Consider the following 16,447-nt stretch of genomic DNA (forward strand, 5'->3'; position numbering starts at 1 on the left):
TTTTGCTCGGCAATCTGCTGGCCGTAGGCGTTTGCCTGCCACTCCCATGCGGCCCACGCGCTGCCAGCCATGAGGCAGAGCATCAGCAGCAGTGCCCCGCCCCACTTCACCGCATCGAGCTTCACGCCAACACCTTGAGGGCTCGGGCGTACAGCGCCTGACGATCGGCCGCGCCGCTCTGCCCGCCATTGATGCGCCGAGTGATGGTGTCGAACTGGCCAGCATCGGCAAAAGTGTTGAGCCTCCTACTCGCCCAAAACCACGCTGCCGACATGCACGCATGCTGCGGTTTTTCCAGCAGCTCGGGCTGGTTGATAAGGTCCAGTTCCAGCGCTTCACCGCACGCTTTGTAGTTGGCACGTCCGGTGATTTGGATCAGGCCACGGCCGCGGTATTTAGAACCGTCACCCGGCTGAGTGTTGCCAAGATCAGCGCGGCCTTCGTAGCGGGCCTGGGCAGCTGTAGGCCCCCAGATTTCTTTGACGTATTTGAGCTGGCCCGATTCGTGACCAATTTGGGCGATGAAGGCGGCGACACGCTTCAGGCCTACGATCTGGTAACGGTTCATCGCTGTGTTCAGGACAGGTGCAAAAACGCCGGCAACATGGCCGGCGTTCGGGAGGATCTGCAGCAGTTGCTGCGTGGTGATGGGCATGGCTTTCTCCGGGCAAAAAAATACCCGCACTCGGCGGGGTTCGGGATAACGGCCGGGCTTACTCTGGCGCCACCGGCCAATCAATGGCGTCTGGGTACCCAATCTGTTCAAACACACGATTAAGCGCCACGCGGTATTTCTTCCAGGCTTTGAGCCGGACGGCGTCTTCTTCTGAGGCTTCGTCGATATCGACAGCATCCTGAAGYGGGGCGATAGCGTAGTCGGCAATGGCGCGCAAGTGAGCGTATTCGCGCTGGGCCTCTTGGGCTGGATCCATGTCAGGCATCTGCTCCGGGGGTGGCATGGATGAGACTGGGAGCTCATCGACGGCCACATGCAAGGTAATGCTGTGACTCAGATCGGTAGGCTTTTCGTCCAGGGTCACACAGACGCGCAGCACCTGCTCGTCATAGGAGATGGCCACGGTTTTATCCACGTCCATCTGGTTGACGACATAGCCCCACCCCTCTGGCGCCCTGGCCATGCCCTGCGTTCCGATCAGTTGGTAAATACCAGGGCTTTCTCGCTTCGATTCGATGGTGCTCACGCCCAGCGATGTGATGTCGATGATTTCACCGGTGGAGCCGAGAATGTTGATTGCTGCACGAGTCGTCATTTAAATAGCCTTCAGTGTGCCGTCGGCGGCGCGGGTGGTGTTACCAGAGTGGTAGAACTCAACCCATGGGGAGAACGAGCCACCATATTGATTGCGCATCATGTATCGAGGATTTGGAGACGATGAAATCGCCTCTTGCGTCTGGTACCCGGGCGCGGCTGTTGTGAGCCGGACATGCGGGAACACACCAGCGGGCACGTTCTGACCCCCGTTGGAGTAGAGATAGATCCCTGAGCGCCCCAACAAATTCGCGTCACCCGATGCAGACTGGGCCAAGGAGTTACCACCGTTCCAGCCCAGGGCACCGACCTGCAACACTTTACCTGCCCCGTAATCCTCGGGAGAGCTTGTGAGGTTTGCAGTCGCTGCGGTCCCCAGCCCCAGGGCTGTACGAGCACCCGCTGCAGAGTTTGAGCCCGTGCCGCCATTGGCAATCGGAGCAATGCTTACGCTGGACAAAGGCCCCAACCCTGCCAAGGTCGCGCCCCATTGCTGAACGATCGCCCTCACCTGGTCAGCCAGGTCTTTGACATACCCCTGCATGGGCGCGAGCGCATAGCCGCCGGCAGCGACGGTGGGCCCTTGATAGTTTGGAGAAATCGACAAGGCCGTATCGCTGGCGATGTTGGTGACCTCATACCACGCACCATCCGGGCCGCGAAACGCATCACCCGTTCGTGCGTTCGCAATAAAAGCCGTGCCCGTTCCGATAATGGCGTTGCTGTTGTTGGTGGTTTTAACAGTCCCGGCTTTATACCAAGGCATAGGCTACTTCCTTAATCATTGTAGTAACGCTCAATTGGAAACTTACATACCGGTATCGAAAAGGCCGAGCCTGCTGTGCCTTGAAATAGACCGATATCGGTACGATTTAAGTTAGTTAATATTTTAATCACAGGGGCGCCGCCCTCCCTGATCCTTAGCCCCGCATAATCCACCGACCCCATGAACCATGCATTACCCCGATCCACACTGGATATACTGATAAAGTCATCGTGAGCCAAAGGTAGGTTGCTATTAAAAACAGCTACCAGCCCGTAGGCGACTTGGGGAGGCACATAGGTCCAGTTCTTCGTAAACTTACCGAACCTCACTACCCTGTCACTGGATGTATAGACTACCCCCTCTTGAGCGTCGTATATCTCAAGCCCATACTCATCAACACTCTTTTTATCAGAGTATTTACACGATACATATTCAAGGTTGAAATTTTGCACCACCCCACCGCCAAGAGCCGCACTCACTACGCTAAAGCCTGTCCAGTTACCGGGACTTCCGAGCACCCTTGTATAAAACGATAACGCCGGGTGGGATGCGGAAATGCACCTGACAAATATTTGAGGCGGCTCTTGTGTCTGGATCGGTTTTACAAATGTAACTGCCCCATACCCCTCACCATCTGAGTAGCGAGACAGTATCTGGAAATTCCCTCTCTCAGAAAACACTAAGGTTTTATAATCGCTGCTGATTACAACGGAACCGCCGTTATTTGTCGCAGACAGGCCGTAGCTCATTAAATAACCCTCACCACTTCGACAACACTTTCAACCACTTCGGACTTCCACTTGAATATCCAATCCCCCTTGTAGTCTACTTCAAAGTAATTGCCATACGTGATGATCCCTATCTGAGTTCCACCGAGGTCTTTGTAAGTCGGCACACACCCCCAGTACGCCTGCCCCGCACCTTGTGGGTACGGGGAGTACGCTTTGGGTGTAATGGTCACGAAGCATGTGGCGGGATCATAGCCATCCACATTAATGAGGATGTAATCACCCCTAATGCCAAGCCCACCACTTCGACTTGCAGGGATGGTCATGGTGGCCAGTCTCTGAATGGTGAAATCCTCCATCCCCAGCGTCTGCACGCCTTTCGCATCGAGCACTTCTAACCCATAAATCATGACTTCAGCCTCCGGCCTTCAGTAGCGTTAGATTCCCTGCCCGCAGACGAACGCTGTCATCTTCATCCTGCACAAGCAGTCCGTTGTTATTGAGCGTCGTAGAGCCGCCTGCTCCAGGGCTGCGCAGGGTCAGCATTCCTTGTGGAATATTGATTTCCAGCAACGGCAAGCCCTTGGCATTCAAAGCGCTGGATCGCAGCGTCATCCCCAGCACCAGGTTCTGAATGAACGCCGTATCAATCATGGCGTAGTTGATGAACACCTGACCGCCCTGCACCACGAACGGCGCTCTAAGCTGCCCGGTGACTTCGTCGATAATGGCGAAGCGTTGCGCAAAGGCCAGAATCTCCGAGGTGTCCCCATCAGAGCCCAGCGCAAGGCCCGCCATGACCTTGCGCCCGCCCACGATGGTTTCGGCCTTGATCGTGGTTTGGGCCGATACCCGCCCATTCACATCGACCACGGCCTTGCTGACCTGCTCCACGGAAGCCGTGGTTTGATTGAGGTTGACTTGCAGTTGCTCGGTTTTCATCGCCAAGGCTTCTTCCGCCGTGGCGCGCACCTTTTTCTCCAGCGCGAAGTTGGCTGTTGAGCTCCAGGCTTCCAAAGCACCCGCCAAATCCCCCTCGCCTGTGTCACTTCGCGCGTCTGCTCGTAGTGATTCCAGGCTGCTGGCCGTTGCTACAACCGCCCCATCTATACGAGATACTTCACCGCTGAGTGTTTCCAGCGCCTGAGTGTTACCCGCCACGCCTGAACCGACATCGCTCAGCTCGCCTTTCAGTTCCGTGATGCGCTTGGCAGCGACTGAATCATTGGTGGCCACGACCTTTTCAAGGCTCGAAAGCCCGGCCTTGTTCTCCCCGACCTGCGCACCGAACGTGGTCACACGCTCGGAAATCGCCTCGTCTTCAGTGGCCCGCACACGCTTTTCAACGGCCAACTCAGCCGTGGATTGCCAGCTCTTGAGGGCGTCAGCCAGCTCGCCCTCGCCCGTGTCGCCCCGCGCCGCTGCCCGCAAGGCTTCCAGCGATGACACAGACGCCGTGACCTTGCCGTCGAGATCTTTGATGCTGGTGGTGTTCTGGTTGACCTGAAAGGCCAGGCCATTGGCGGTTTCGAGGATCTCGCCGATGTCCTTCCAGTAGGCCGGGTTGGGCGGCGGCGTATCGAGCGGTACGTCCTGCAGCGCTTGATAGATGTGACGTCCTTCGCGGGCGTTTTCGCCGACCTTGTAGGTCAGCTTTGGATCGTAGATGAAGGTGTCGACCAGGCCTTCGACCTTGTCGCCCAGCTCTTTGACCTGCCCTGCCAACTCCTTGACCGAACCCGGCCCATCACCGGTGATGAGCTCAATGTCCTTCTTCAACTCCGGGTAAAGCGCGCCCGTGCCGATTTKCCCCGCAAAGTACTTCTCGTACTCCGTCTGGTCCGAACTCGGCTGGCCATTGACCCCGAACTTCTCCGGAAACCACGGCCCGACATTGCCGGTGCGGTCCACCAGCCGCGCCCAGAAAAACAGGCTGGTCCCGGGCACGATGTTTTGCAGTTCGTGCCGGGCCTGTGGGTAGGCGTAGTCGCCAAGCTTTATTGCGGACTGCAGGTCATTGGCCTTGTTCTGCCAGATCTCAGTGCGCTGGGTGTCTTCGGCGCCAGGTGGGAAACCCCAGTTCAGACGGATGCCGTAGACCAGGCTTTCKGTGGTCAGGTGTGTGACAGCGGGTGGTAGCCCAACTTTGCCTGTGAGCATCACCTCCGGGCTCGCGCCCCAGATCGAGGCTACGTCCATGGCGTTAACTGAGCTGACGCGCGCCACATAGCGCCCGCTGTAAATGCCTTCGACTTCAGCACCGAGATTGCCAGTGCGAGGCAGGCGTATCCAGTTGCCGCTGTCTTTGCGCCATTCGACGTTGTAGGCAACGGCGCCCGGGACGGCCTCCCAGGTGATGCGCATGCTGGTGACGGCGATCCCTTGCGACACCACGCTGCGCGACTCCAGCTTAATGCCCGTTGGAGGCGCCATTACGCTGGGCGGAATGATGCTGGTGGGCTGCGGATCGATCCGTGCGCCCGTGTCGATAGCCGTGTATTTCAAGGGCTCATGTTGGGTTGCGGCGATCTTGAACTGGTGTAGCCCTTGCGGCTCGATGGTCTGCACCCGAAACCGCATCACAGCCAAGTCAGCGCTTTCTACCGACCAGCTGCACTCAGGTTCAGGCTGCTCGGAATAGTCAGCCATAACGGTGACCAAGCGGCCCGAGACCGACTTGACGATTCGCCCTTCGGATTTGCCGCTGGGCAAGTTGAGGATCAGCCGATCTTCCTCATGCACTTCGGCATCGATGTCCAAGGTGATAACCCGCTTGGTCGCGGCACTGATGCGTCCACCGTTCGGGCGCCCCGAGAACATCTCGTCCGCCACGCAGATGATCTGCCCCGGCTCAATGTTGCGGCCTTCCATGCCGGTGGTGAAGGTGACAGACCATTCTTCGTACTGCTCGGATTTCAGTGCCCAAATACCGTGGCGAATGGCTTCGCCTTCGACCGTGCAGCCAAAGCGCGAGATATCGAGCATGCGGTGGCCAAGTGCACCGATTAAGTCGTCGTTGGTCACCGGTGCCGGTTGCGTTTTGAACTCGTTTTCCGGGTTGTCCCATGCCACCTTGGCGCGTGTGTGACGGTCCGGCAGTGCAGCGGCAACGTATTCAAATTCACCGATAATGTTGGAGCGGGTGAACACGTAGCCGTCTTCGTTGCCGGGGATGTCTGCCACCATCGTGACCTGAGAGCCGTTCCAGCAGCTGCTGCCCCGGAACACACTGGCCAAGTCAGACAGCAGTGCGTAGCCCTCGATAGAATCCTGAATGTAGACGTTGGTGGTCATGCGCGGCTGTAAGCCGCCTTTGCCATCGGGCACCATCACGTCGCAGTAGCGGCCAATCTCGTACAACGTCCAGTGATCGACCATGTCGGCGGTGATGCGCCGACCCAGCCCGTAGCGGCGATGCAACAGCAGGTCACGCCAGACCCATACCGGGTTGTTGGTGTAGGCCAGCTTGAACGTGCCGTTCCAGTCGCCTGTGTAGGTGCGGGTTGTCGGGTCATAGTTGGTGGGCACCTGTACGATGCGCCCGCGCATCAGGGCGCTGAACTTCGGCGTGTCCTGGAACTGCTTGGCATCAAATTGCAAACCGCCTAATGCCAAGTTCGGGTAGCGCAGCTTTTTGTCGATGACTTCGGTGAAGCCTTTAATTCGCATCAGGTCCGCCCAGTTCGAATCATTACGATTGGGGGTGAGCCTGCGCACGCGTACCAGCGCGCTGTTGAACCCTTCCGGCAGGTCGATGCGATGCGTACGCTCGTATTCAGTGGTGCCTTTATCGTTCAGCGTGGCAGAGAGCACGGTCTGATAGCTGCCGCCGTCGACGGAGAGGTCAATGGCGTAATCAATGCGATAGCCGACCTGATCGCTGTTGGTTTTGACCTCCCAAATCTGCGGCCATGAGAGGCGAATACGCACAGCCGACAGTTGCTGGTCGGTAATGGCGCGCGTCCAGGCGTTGTCTGACTTCAGCTCGACCGGCAGACCTTGCGAGGCTTCGTTCTCGATGGACGGAAAGCCTGCGATGTGTTCCTGATCGACCGTGCCGGCGCGAAAATCCCACACGGTGCCGGGGAAGTTTTCACTGCCATCCGGCGAAACCAAAGGCGTGCCGTTGAGCTTGATTGACCTTTTGCCATCGACCGGCCCGACAATTGGCCCTTCGCTCAGCGCGTACAACATCTTTACCGTGGCGACCGAGAGCGCAGTATCAGGCGCCTTATACGGGGTATAGGGCTTGGATTCGCCGCCCTTCGCGCCTGTAACGCGGGCAGCAGGAATCCGGCGCCGACGCTTTGCAGCGGGCGCTGTTGCAGACTTTGCCATAGTTTTTCCTTACTGCTGATCTTCCGAGAAGACGCCAGCCGAGATGAGGGCGCCGCCAATGTCGCGCTCGCCGTAAAGCAGTGGTTTGCAGCGGCCTTGAGCCATGGTGGTGACAGCGCCGCCGAACGCATAAGAAGGCCGGTTTCCGTCGCCCTCCTTGTCCAAGATGCCCGCCGGAGATGGCGACATACTCATGGCGATACCGCCGATCATCAGGCCTGCACCTGCTGCTACCAGGTAGTACTGCTGAGTGACGGCGCCAATGACCACCAGCGCGAGGCCTGCAATCGTGGCGAACAGGCCACCTCCCTTGCTGCCGATCACGATGGGCGCAATGCGGATGGGTTCGACCGTGTCCTGACGCATTCCAATTTCGCTTTCGCTGAGATTTTTCTTGCCGCGAAAAATGGCGTAATTCAAGCCGCGCTCTTCGGAAAACCGCAAGAACCGCTTAAAGCCCGGGATTTTCACGCACAGGGCGTGGATCGCCTCGGCGCCAGAGGCCACGGCTAAGTGGTGCACGCGCCCGAACCGGGAACCCAATACACCGTAAAGCATCACCAGCACCACCAGCGGTTGCGGGCGGATCATGGTTTTCATGGCCATCAGGCAACCTCCGGCATGCGTTGGTGCCGAAGAATCAGCACGGTGTAATCGGCCCACATGCTGCCGTACACATCGCGGGTGGATTTTTTGTTGTAGCGGTGGTGCAGGAAGGTACCAGGGGCCGGGTGAACATCCGGCTCGCTGGCCAGCAGGCCGTCATCCAGGTAAATGCCTGCGTGATTGGGTGCGTCAGCGTTGATCTGCATGACGATCATGTCGCCCTTGCGCGGCACCGACACAGGATAGAACCCGGCGTCTTCGTAGTACTTCTCGTAGAGGCTTTCGCCGTCATTCCACCAGCCATCCCGGCGCGGATAGTTCGGCAGTTCAATGCCGTGCTCGCGCTCGTAATAGTCCCGGCACAGGGCGTAGCAGTCGAGCAGGCCGTGGCCAAATTCGCGCCCAATCAGCGGCGCCTGATAGCCGCAGGGCTTGAACTCGAAGTACTCGCCCGACGGCCAACTGACGATGCCCCACGGTTTTTCGTGCAGCTCGCAGCTGACCCGATCGGTCATGCTCGGAAACGGTGGCACGTCCGGGTGGCTGTGAATGATCATCGTCACATCGCCGCGATCTTCGGCATCGCATTTGTCGGCCGGGTTGATGATGAAGTGTTCGCTGGGTGTTTTGGCATCGTTGCGACACGGGATGTATTTCAGGCGACCCGCCTCGCGAATCACCACCCCGCAGCTTTCTTTGGGAAATTCAGCGGCCGCGTGGGCCTGAATCTGTTTGAGCATCGTTTTGTTCATGGGTTACCTATCCAATAAGCGAAGCGCCCGGAGCACCACCAAATGGCAGCGGGTTTCCTTTCCCATGTCGCATCTCACAGGCACTCGGGAGTCCGTTGCAGCGATCCAGCGCAGGGTCAGTTACCGGATTGCCGTCGAGGTCGAACATCTTGATGCCGGTGTAATTGCAGTCCGGCCCGCGATACTCGCCCCAGAGGCACCACTCGCAGCGGTTCATGATCAGGCCACCGGGGAGCTTCTGCCCTTTCACGGCAGTGGGCGGCGCCAGCGAGAACACCACCTCTTGGCGGCCCAGGCTGGTGACCTGGTTGATGTAGGAGATATCCAGCTTTTCCATGCTGCTGGCCCCCGGGTTGCCCTCGGGAAAGTTCGCCGCATCGAGGTACTTGCCGTAGGTCTGACGCACCGTGAGCTTGACCCCGCTCATGCCCTGAAACTGGCGACACAGCGCGGTGATCGTGCCGTCGATGTTACTGATCTTGAGCATCGGGGTTGACGAGTTGCCCTCCACGCTGCGCCCAAAGCCGCCCGTTTCGTAGGGTCTGGGCACGTAGGCTTCACCCTTCCAGATAATCGGTGTCGACTGCTGATGCGCGTGAAACCGCAGAATGCCCATGCCGCGCGCTTCGCCATCCAGTTCGATTAGCTGGATCAGCGCGCCCGGCTCCAGCTTCTGGTTGTCCAAGGTGATCATGGGTTGAATACCTGCTGAAATTTGGTTGAAAGCACGAAAGTCCCGCCTCCAGCCGGCTTCAAGTTCCAGCCTCCCGACGTGATAAACATGCCAGGGTCATGCAGCGGGGGCGTCCACTTAAAATGAGTAACGCCCTTGTGCCGCCTGAAGAACTCAAGAATCGGCTTGATGTAATCCTCGCGCCCCATAAATGAAACAGGCCAAGAAGTTGATAAGTTGTTAATGCCGACCGATATGCGCTGGCTGTAACCGTTGTTGAATTTCGACTCAAGAATGCTCGGCTCTTCATCGCCCGAGCTGCCAAGTTGGGCGCGCCATGTAAAAGCCTCAGCCATTACTGATTCCTCCGGTTGCTAGGGTCGAGAAGTCCGTTTTGCCCCTTCTCTTGCTGGATGACACTGCGGGCGATCTTTGGCATTTCGGATCGAACAGTTGCCAAAACAGCAATACCCATCTGCTCGTAGCCTTCCGTTGCGCTAACAGATCCGCCTGAGCCATCACCGCCGACATAGATTTTTATTTCTGGTGCCGCCATTGCTGCGCTTGATCCGCGCACAACCGAAGCCGATACCGGCGATGTAACTGCAGACACGTCTCCCTTTCGCAGCGCCTCAACCGCAGCAACACCGCCGAACCGCTGAATGTCTTTTTGACTCCAGACAACTTCGCCTTTGTGCACAACGCCCGCTTCCTCGTGCACCCCTCCTGGTCCGGTATATCCGCCACCAGAAAAGCCGACACCCGCAATCGAGGCAACGTTCGCTGCTGCCACAACACCAGCGGAGACAGCTAAAGCCATGCCGAGTGGGTAAGGCTGGACAGCCAAGGCGTTCTGCACTGCAACAAACCCCTGCATGGTTGCTTGAGCAATAGCCGCCGCCTTGCCAACCGCCGCCAGCTTTTTGTTGCCTGACTGGCTCAGCGTTGCCATATTTCCGAAGAAGTCAGCGCTTGAAGTGATGATCGCCGCGTTTTTAGCGCCTTCGATTTTCGTTAGGCTTTCGCGTGATTGCTTATGGATATTGGCGACACGCTCGGCGTAGGTGGCTTCGTTGACACCTTTAAGATCCAGGTAAGCGCGCTGCTTCTCCAGCTCCATAGTGCGCCACGCGTCTACCTTGGCCGCCTCGTCATTCAGGCGCTTTATCTCGCCGTAAGCTCCACCTGCCGAGGTATCGAGCCCGCCAAGCTGCGGGGCTTCAGAGACGCCCTCCACCGTCCCTGGCTTCAGAGATGCTTTAAGGTTTACGTCGCGTATCTTGATCATGGTTTCAAGGCGCTTGGCGGCCTCGAAGTTGCCTTGACGCTCGTACTCGACCAACTGCGCGGCATCATCAATGCTCGACTTGAGCGTGTTGGCTGCCCGCAGCTGCCCGGTCAGGGTCAGTAGCTGAACCTGATCATTTTGCGCCTCGTTCATTGCCTTGGTGCTGGCCAGGACTGCCGCGTAATCACGCGAAGCCTGCCCCATGGCTACGCCGTACTGCTCTTGCGTGATTTTTCCTTTCGATAGCGCAAGCTGTAGTTTTTCTTGAGCCTCAGTTAAATCACGCACCGCCTGAGCTGCTGGATCTGCCTTCTTGTACAGCTCATCGAAGGCAGTCATGGCCGCGTTTAGCGCGCTTTTACCACTGTCACCTTTCGGGGTTTTCGTCTTGTTTGGCGTGGTGCCGGCAGTGATCTGGGCTGCAGCCTCATCTGCCAGCTGCTGCGGAGTTTTTCGGGGAGCAACGGGCGCTGCTGGTGCAATACCACCATTGGTCAGCAGCCCATAACCGCTAAGGTTTTGCTGCGTCACCGGCTTTTGCAATAGGGCTGCGTAAGAGGCGGCAGCCACCTTCTCGATAGCCGTGATCTGTCGCTTCGAGCTGTCTTCGGCAGATTTGGCCGCTTCTGTGTCAGCCTTCTTCTTGGCTGCTGCAAGATCCTCGGCTGCTTGCATGGCGGTATAGCTCGCCACTAGCAGAGCCTTCAGGCGCTCCTGCTCAGCCTTATTGCCGTCCCGCACCGCATCTTGATACTTGCCCAGCAAATCCGTCTGCGTAGCAATGCGCTTTGCTTCTTCGATTTGCGCGGGCGCCGCCCCCATCTTGCGAGCGGTGTATTCGGCTTCGGCAGCAGCGTTAGCGCCTATCAGGTCGCGAGCCTTGGTGAGCTGCTCGATGTACTTGTCCCAGGCGGCGGCACCAACGGCTTGCTTACCACTTGCTGCTGTTTGGGAAGCTGCCAAAGCGTTCGTATTATTATCGAGCGATTTTGAGGCTGTTGATGCTTGCGCCAGTTTTTCAGCCAGCGATTCAGACATTTCGGAGCTTGATTGATACGCTGCGGCCGTGCGTGTAAGGCCGCTAACTTGCTCATCAGCAAGGCCGGCAGTCGTTCTTGCCCACTCTGTGACGCTATCAATAGTGCGCTTTCCTTCGCGCACCTCTTGAATCATTAACTTGAACTGCTCGCGATATCCGTTGGCGCTATAACCAATCTGCAAAAATGCCTCAGATCCGTCATAACCATATTTCTTAAGCGCACTTGCAGCTTTTTCAGATTCGGCAGATTGTTTCTCAGTCCAGTTAAGCAGCTCATTTCGGCGCTGCGCTGCGTCAAGTTCATTCAGTTTTTCGATGGACTCGTCGAGCGCCAGATTCTGGTCGATGAGCGACTGCGTGCCCGAATCAGCCGAACTGCTGAAGTAGATGTAACCAGCGGCGGCGGCGGCGAGGCCAAGCGTTACTAAGCCCATTGGCCCGCCAATTGCCGCCATAGCCGCAGCCCGAACCGAAGCCCCTCGCGCCATTGAAGCAGTAAGCGCGTTCTCGGCTGCAGTTTGAGCAACCTTCGCTTCGGTAACGGCCAGCGTGGCCATGCGGTTTGCAGTCGCAGCCGCTATCTGAGCCTGAAGTGCAAATGTTTCTGCGTTTGTTCCTCGGGCAGCCAGCAATTCTACGTTTGCACGCGCCAACTTGGCGCCCGTCATTTGCTGCTCTGCCATAGCGCGGCGCGTTACTATTTGCGCTGCTTGCTGCTCAGCAACAGCCGCTATGCGCGTAGCTTCTGTTTGGCGCAGTGTTGCAACTGAATCAGCGGCTCTCGCCTTGGCCGACAAAGCCAACGAACTAACCAGGCCAACACCTAGCTTTGCTGCATATGCCCCAGTGATAGCCATGAGCACATCGACATTTGACGCTACCGCTTTTAGGCCTGAACCGCCGACCGCGACAAGACTGCCAATGCCTGATGCAACCCTTTGTATTCCGTCAATTACCTTTGGGTCAGCAAGTGATGTTGCCAGAGCATCAACAGAGCTGATTAGAGGATCAATATCCACCTGCCCAACCGCTGCAAGGAAATTGTTCTTTAGCGCGGTTGATGCCTGCTCGAAACGGCGCGGCATTCGATCCAGCTCTTCATTGAGCGAGGACAGCGAGCGCAGCAGAGCGTTAGTTACAACCTCGGCGGTGATCTTGCCCTCGACAGCCATGGCTCGAATCTGACCGTTGGTAACACCGAGATAGTCAGCAAGTGCGCGTGTGATGCGCGGACCTTGCTCCATTACGGAGTTTAATTCCTCACCGCGCAAAGCACCGGCCGCCAAGCCTTGCGAAAGCTGAATAGCTGCGTTAGACGCCTCCTGCGCAGTGGCGCCAGAAACAACAAACGCCTTGTTGATAGCATCAGTTACGTTAAGCAGCTGCTCTTGGCTGTATCCGACACCCTTCGTTGCGTTGGCAAGGCGCGTATATAGGGCCACGGTCGACTCAAGCGAGCTGCCTGTATTGTTGGCCATGCCGAGCAGTTCGCTGAATGCCTGTGAAGCTGCTCCAGTGGAAGCACTGACGAGAGCCAGCGAACCCTGCATCGACTTGAAGGCGTCGGTCAGGCGGACGATCTCCCGCGCAACCTGACCAGCACCCAGAGCTGCGAATGCACTACCCGCGGCGCGAGCAGCATTGCCTGCGCCATTCATTGAGCGGGTTGTCTGATCACCAACGACATTCAAGTTATTGAGGGTGATCCGTAATTGCTCACCATTCCGCTGGGCCAGCCTGGAATCGATGATTACATCTAAGCGGCTGGACTGCTGAGCCATTACTTTTCTCCAACCATAAAAAAACCCGCCAAATGGCGGGTTTTTAATTTGCTAAATGAATGCTTTATCTCCCTGCCGCTGCCTGCCCAGATACTGGAGCCTTGCCGCAAGAAGCGCAGTACATGCTGCCTTTGAGTATCATCGCATTGCAGTGCGGACATGGAATGGATCGACGCTTAATAGATTGCTCTCGCTCTATTTTCAGCCTCTCATCCTCTGCGAGCTTGGCCTCGGCTCTGATCTTTGACGCCTTGTCCCTCACAGCCAGCTCTGCAAGTGTTGCCGAGAAGTCAGCCTGCGGCCTTTGAACTGGAGCTACAGCCTTGGCGGCGCGCGCCCTAGCATTGGCCTGCCAAACGCTGTAGACGACTGCGCCAACGACGACAAGAGCCGCCACAGTAATGACAATGGCCCCATATGCACCGACCAGGACCACAACGAAAGCAAAAAACCACGGCGCCACGACGATGGCTATAACGGCCAGAAGCGCGACGATAATCAGGTTCATGCTTAACCCCTCCTTGTATGTACCCATACGCTACCACTAGAGGGGCGGGGCCAGCCCTACTTTTTCGGCGGCTTGTCAGCTTCCAGCGCCCATTTGGCGCGGAACTCATCATCGATAGCAAAGATGACAGCATCGAACTCACGCCGATCAATGCTCGACTGGTGAACGCTCAGGTATTCGCTGATCATCCCGACAGAGATAGGCATTGGCGAGCAGGACGCGCCTACAAACTGCCGACCACGACCGATGACGTAATAGGCCTCAATGATCTCTGACGTGACCCAGCTCATTGCGGGCGGATCGGGGATTTCGACATTCAGCCTTTCGCGGACTTGACGCTTTCTTTCGTTTTCCGCACCCGCCCACTCCGCGGCCCAACGGTAGGCGGCAACGGCTTTTCCACTGATTCAGCGATCTGCTCCTGCTGCCGCAATGCGATAGCGTTGCCGGTGCTCAGGACGAGCAAGTAAATCTCCGGCATCTGCTCGATCAGCAGGCGACCACGCTCCGGGGTGTACGGTGCGGGCGTGTCTGGGTCTTCCGCCTCGGCCACGCCTTCCCAGTCAAGGATGAGGTGCTTACAGGCCAGGTCGATAAACAGCATGTCCGGATCAGGAATGTCGTAGTCAGTCTTTTTCAGGATGTCGAAGTCGCCCGTGCCGACACCCAACTGACGCGCTGCAGCATCCAAGTGACGCTGGATCTGTCGGAAATCGCTGCTGTAACCAGGACGCGCCGTCGAACCAATCAGCAAACGCAAACCCGGCGCTGGCTCAATCCATCGCGTACTGATGGTGTCCATCACGTCTTTTTTCTTGAGAATAAATGCCATGTCGATCCTTCGCCGCCCAGTTGCAGGCGGCTACCCGTGGTTAATTTTGTACTTGGCTGGTCGGCGGACTAAGCACCGGCTGCCTTGCGAGTGATCGTTGGGGGGATGCGCCGCGCGGAGACGTTCAGGGTCACCTCGACCACATCAGTTGCTGAGCCGTCCGGCCAGTCACCGTTAACTTCCATTTCTGGCAAGGTGATGGTGTAGCTGCCTTCGCCATTCTCAATGGTGAAGCTCAGGGCGATGGCGCCGCCCGTTTGCTGCTTGATCCACAGCGCGTAAGAGGCGGCAGACCAGGCAATTGTGACGGAGCCATTCGCGGTGAAGGTTGTCGGGATCACGTTGCCAATGTAGGCGCCGTTATTGATGCAGCGCTGGGTCTGTACGTTGTTATCGAACGTCAGATCCATTGCACTGATGCAGGTGCCACTGCCGGGCGTTGCTTCAACGCCATCCAGGGTCAAGGAGGTGAAGTCCTTGAAGTTGAAGCGTTCGGTGCCTACTTCCGGAGCTGCTGCTGAGAAGTAAGGCGTAGCGTCAACCTTGCCAGCCCAGCCCGTGGCCGTCAGGTTCACAGCGACGGTAATGTCGTCGTCGGTGCCGAACGTGAAGCCCATGCTGCCGACCTGTGCGCCGCGCGCAATTGAGGACACCAGCACGTCACTTGCAAATGACGCAACCGAGTAGCTGATGCGCTCATCACCCATGGTCAGCGTATCGCCCGCCCAGCGGCTACCAAAGCAGGATTCGAGGAAGTCATCAATTGCGCCGCCGTAGCGCCACTTCATGCCGATTTCGCCCGCAACATCAACGGTGGTCGCGGTAGTGCCTTGGCTCATCCGGTTTTGCGAGATCTCATTGTTCTCGGCGGTGTTTTGTTTAGGTCCGAGACCGTAAGAGGTTCGGATCAATTCCTTCCAGCCCATGGCCGGGGTCACGCCCTGCGTCACCTCTTCGACGTAGGCCGTTCTGTTCTTGGCGCCTGAACTCATTGGGTGCTTCTCCTATCAATAGGCGTAAAAAAACCGCCTAGTGGCGGGCATGTGTATGGGTTGCCTTTCGGCGAGACTGAATTGGGCCTAGTAGGCCCGGTAAGGAATTTGAATGTTGACCTGATACCAACCGTTTCCGTCATCGCCAACCGTCGTAGCCGAGGCCGCGTAGCAGTCAAAGCCAGCTTCACTGAAGAACTCGAAGTGCTGGACGAGCGCGTCTGCGGCCCGGGTGATGGCCAGAGTGCCCTTATAACTCGGGACAAACAGTTGAACGACGATCAACCCTGTACGGCGCACCTTCGGGCTTAAGCCAATTTCAGGGGTTGAGGACAGCGCAGGAATGTCAGCCAATCGCGCCCATATCGCCCGTCTAGCAGGATTGAAGGGCTTCGGCGAGTTGGGGTAATCAACATCACTTGCAGGGATTCCAGTCCATTGAGTCATTCGCGTGGTGATGATGTTGCGGATCTGCTCAAAGGTCATTATTTGAACGCCTGTGATACGCCGTGGAATGAGGCTGCGTAGATTCCGCCTGGAGGCGCCTGCTTAGAGTGACCATCTTCAAGCCTTTGCGCGTAAGGGAGGTTGTTCTGAATGAATACCGTCGTATAAGGCTCAAGGCCGCTCATTGCAGCTGCGCCGCGGGAGATAGTCCCTGCACCAGAGGCATCAGTCTCAACCGTGGACGCATAAACGGGGCTGACGATGCTTACGATATTGTTGTTTCGGAACCGACCGGTATCAACAGGAGAACGCAGCACGATCTCTTGAAGCATTGCGAGGGCAATAGTTCGAACTCGCTTCGTTAGGTCTTCTTCAACTACGTCAGCAAATAGGCTGGGCGGCACACTCCAGCTTCCACGTATGGCCA

The 16,447-nt window shown here is 57.4% G+C and carries 17 protein-coding genes; all 17 read right to left on the reverse strand.

Annotated elements, in window-relative coordinates; all coding sequences use genetic code 11:
- Positions 1–121: 121 nt before the first annotated feature.
- Positions 122–655 (reverse strand): glycoside hydrolase family 19 protein, encoded by a 534-nt coding sequence (locus tag BKD70_RS15315; protein WP_047274462.1) that lies wholly within the window; start codon positions 653–655, stop codon positions 122–124.
- Between the two features lie 58 nt (positions 656–713).
- Positions 714–1,271, reverse strand: a complete 558-nt coding sequence (locus BKD70_RS15320) for a tail fiber assembly protein (RefSeq protein WP_070415374.1) — start codon at positions 1,269–1,271, stop codon at positions 714–716.
- Entirely contained in the window at positions 1,272–2,036 is a 765-nt protein-coding gene (locus tag BKD70_RS25690; RefSeq protein ID WP_053069984.1) for a hypothetical protein, read from the reverse strand.
- Between the two features lie 11 nt (positions 2,037–2,047).
- Positions 2,048–2,785 (reverse strand): hypothetical protein, encoded by a 738-nt coding sequence (locus BKD70_RS15330; RefSeq protein ID WP_047274458.1) that lies wholly within the window; start codon positions 2,783–2,785, stop codon positions 2,048–2,050.
- Positions 2,785–3,174 carry a hypothetical protein gene (locus tag BKD70_RS15335; protein ID WP_047274455.1) on the reverse strand — a complete coding sequence of 130 codons (390 nt, stop codon included), beginning with the start codon at positions 3,172–3,174 and terminating at the stop codon, positions 2,785–2,787. The genes BKD70_RS15330 and BKD70_RS15335 overlap by 1 nt, the downstream gene beginning before the upstream one ends.
- A 4-nt stretch (positions 3,175–3,178) precedes the next feature.
- A complete protein-coding gene (locus tag BKD70_RS15340; protein ID WP_070415375.1) occupies positions 3,179–7,102 on the reverse strand; it encodes a phage tail protein in 3,924 nt (1,307 codons plus the stop codon).
- Between the two features lie 9 nt (positions 7,103–7,111).
- Positions 7,112–7,708, reverse strand: coding sequence for a tail assembly protein (locus tag BKD70_RS15345; protein WP_256542809.1), 597 nt, complete (start codon positions 7,706–7,708; stop codon positions 7,112–7,114).
- Positions 7,708–8,460: a C40 family peptidase gene (locus BKD70_RS15350; protein WP_047280505.1), complete on the reverse strand. Its 753-nt coding sequence runs from the start codon at positions 8,458–8,460 to the stop codon at positions 7,708–7,710. Before BKD70_RS15350 ends, BKD70_RS15345 begins: the two co-directional genes overlap by 1 nt.
- A 7-nt stretch (positions 8,461–8,467) precedes the next feature.
- Complete coding sequence (locus BKD70_RS15355) at positions 8,468–9,154, reverse strand: phage minor tail protein L (RefSeq protein ID WP_070415376.1); 687 nt, start codon at positions 9,152–9,154, stop codon at positions 8,468–8,470.
- Positions 9,151–9,489 carry a phage tail protein gene (locus BKD70_RS15360; protein WP_047282156.1) on the reverse strand — a complete coding sequence of 113 codons (339 nt, stop codon included), beginning with the start codon at positions 9,487–9,489 and terminating at the stop codon, positions 9,151–9,153. Before BKD70_RS15360 ends, BKD70_RS15355 begins: the two co-directional genes overlap by 4 nt.
- Positions 9,489–13,241: a tape measure protein gene (locus BKD70_RS15365; RefSeq protein ID WP_070415377.1), complete on the reverse strand. Its 3,753-nt coding sequence runs from the start codon at positions 13,239–13,241 to the stop codon at positions 9,489–9,491. Before BKD70_RS15365 ends, BKD70_RS15360 begins: the two co-directional genes overlap by 1 nt.
- Before the next feature lie 64 nt (positions 13,242–13,305).
- Entirely contained in the window at positions 13,306–13,749 is a 444-nt protein-coding gene (locus BKD70_RS15370) for a zinc ribbon domain-containing protein (RefSeq protein WP_047279320.1), read from the reverse strand.
- Between the two features lie 56 nt (positions 13,750–13,805).
- Entirely contained in the window at positions 13,806–14,039 is a 234-nt protein-coding gene (locus tag BKD70_RS15375) for a hypothetical protein (RefSeq protein WP_047300190.1), read from the reverse strand.
- Positions 14,040–14,065: 26 nt separating this feature from the next.
- Complete coding sequence (locus BKD70_RS15380; RefSeq protein ID WP_052892156.1) at positions 14,066–14,581, reverse strand: hypothetical protein; 516 nt, start codon at positions 14,579–14,581, stop codon at positions 14,066–14,068.
- A gap of 68 nt (positions 14,582–14,649) precedes the next feature.
- Positions 14,650–15,573 (reverse strand): phage tail tube protein, encoded by a 924-nt coding sequence (locus BKD70_RS15385; protein ID WP_070415378.1) that lies wholly within the window; start codon positions 15,571–15,573, stop codon positions 14,650–14,652.
- 87 nt (positions 15,574–15,660) lie between these two features.
- On the reverse strand, positions 15,661–16,059 hold the full coding sequence (locus BKD70_RS15390; protein WP_047274436.1) for a phage tail terminator-like protein: 399 nt from the start codon (positions 16,057–16,059) through the stop codon (positions 15,661–15,663).
- Positions 16,059–16,352, reverse strand: a complete 294-nt coding sequence (locus tag BKD70_RS15395) for an HK97 gp10 family phage protein (RefSeq protein WP_371913999.1) — start codon at positions 16,350–16,352, stop codon at positions 16,059–16,061. Before BKD70_RS15395 ends, BKD70_RS15390 begins: the two co-directional genes overlap by 1 nt.
- Positions 16,353–16,447: the final 95 nt, after the last annotated feature.

The sequence above is a fragment of the Pseudomonas sp. BS-2016 genome (genome assembly GCF_001806145.1).
GTDB classification, from domain to species: domain Bacteria; phylum Pseudomonadota; class Gammaproteobacteria; order Pseudomonadales; family Pseudomonadaceae; genus Aquipseudomonas; species Aquipseudomonas lundensis.

Bases quoted from the DNA above. Each gene is read 5' to 3' on its own strand.
- BKD70_RS15330 (WP_047274458.1), bottom strand. From the start codon at position 2,785: ATGAGCTACGGCCTGTCTGCGACAAATAACGGCGGTTCCGTTGTAATC.
- BKD70_RS15380 (WP_052892156.1), bottom strand. From the start codon at position 14,581: ATGGCATTTATTCTCAAGAAAAAAGACGTGATGGACACCATCAGTACG.
- BKD70_RS15335 (WP_047274455.1), bottom strand. From the start codon at position 3,174: ATGATTTATGGGTTAGAAGTGCTCGATGCGAAAGGCGTGCAGACGCTG.
- BKD70_RS15360 (WP_047282156.1), bottom strand. From the start codon at position 9,489: ATGGCTGAGGCTTTTACATGGCGCGCCCAACTTGGCAGCTCGGGCGAT.
- BKD70_RS15375 (WP_047300190.1), bottom strand. From the start codon at position 14,039: ATGAGCTGGGTCACGTCAGAGATCATTGAGGCCTATTACGTCATCGGT.
- BKD70_RS25690 (WP_053069984.1), bottom strand. From the start codon at position 2,036: ATGCCTTGGTATAAAGCCGGGACTGTTAAAACCACCAACAACAGCAAC.
- BKD70_RS15370 (WP_047279320.1), bottom strand. From the start codon at position 13,749: ATGAACCTGATTATCGTCGCGCTTCTGGCCGTTATAGCCATCGTCGTG.
- BKD70_RS15395 (WP_371913999.1), bottom strand. From the start codon at position 16,352: ATGCTTCAAGAGATCGTGCTGCGTTCTCCTGTTGATACCGGTCGGTTC.
- BKD70_RS15390 (WP_047274436.1), bottom strand. From the start codon at position 16,059: ATGACCTTTGAGCAGATCCGCAACATCATCACCACGCGAATGACTCAA.
- BKD70_RS15315 (WP_047274462.1), bottom strand. From the start codon at position 655: ATGCCCATCACCACGCAGCAACTGCTGCAGATCCTCCCGAACGCCGGC.
- BKD70_RS15385 (WP_070415378.1), bottom strand. From the start codon at position 15,573: ATGAGTTCAGGCGCCAAGAACAGAACGGCCTACGTCGAAGAGGTGACG.
- BKD70_RS15350 (WP_047280505.1), bottom strand. From the start codon at position 8,460: ATGAACAAAACGATGCTCAAACAGATTCAGGCCCACGCGGCCGCTGAA.
- BKD70_RS15365 (WP_070415377.1), bottom strand. From the start codon at position 13,241: ATGGCTCAGCAGTCCAGCCGCTTAGATGTAATCATCGATTCCAGGCTG.
- BKD70_RS15345 (WP_256542809.1), bottom strand. From the start codon at position 7,708: ATGGCCATGAAAACCATGATCCGCCCGCAACCGCTGGTGGTGCTGGTG.
- BKD70_RS15355 (WP_070415376.1), bottom strand. From the start codon at position 9,154: ATGATCACCTTGGACAACCAGAAGCTGGAGCCGGGCGCGCTGATCCAG.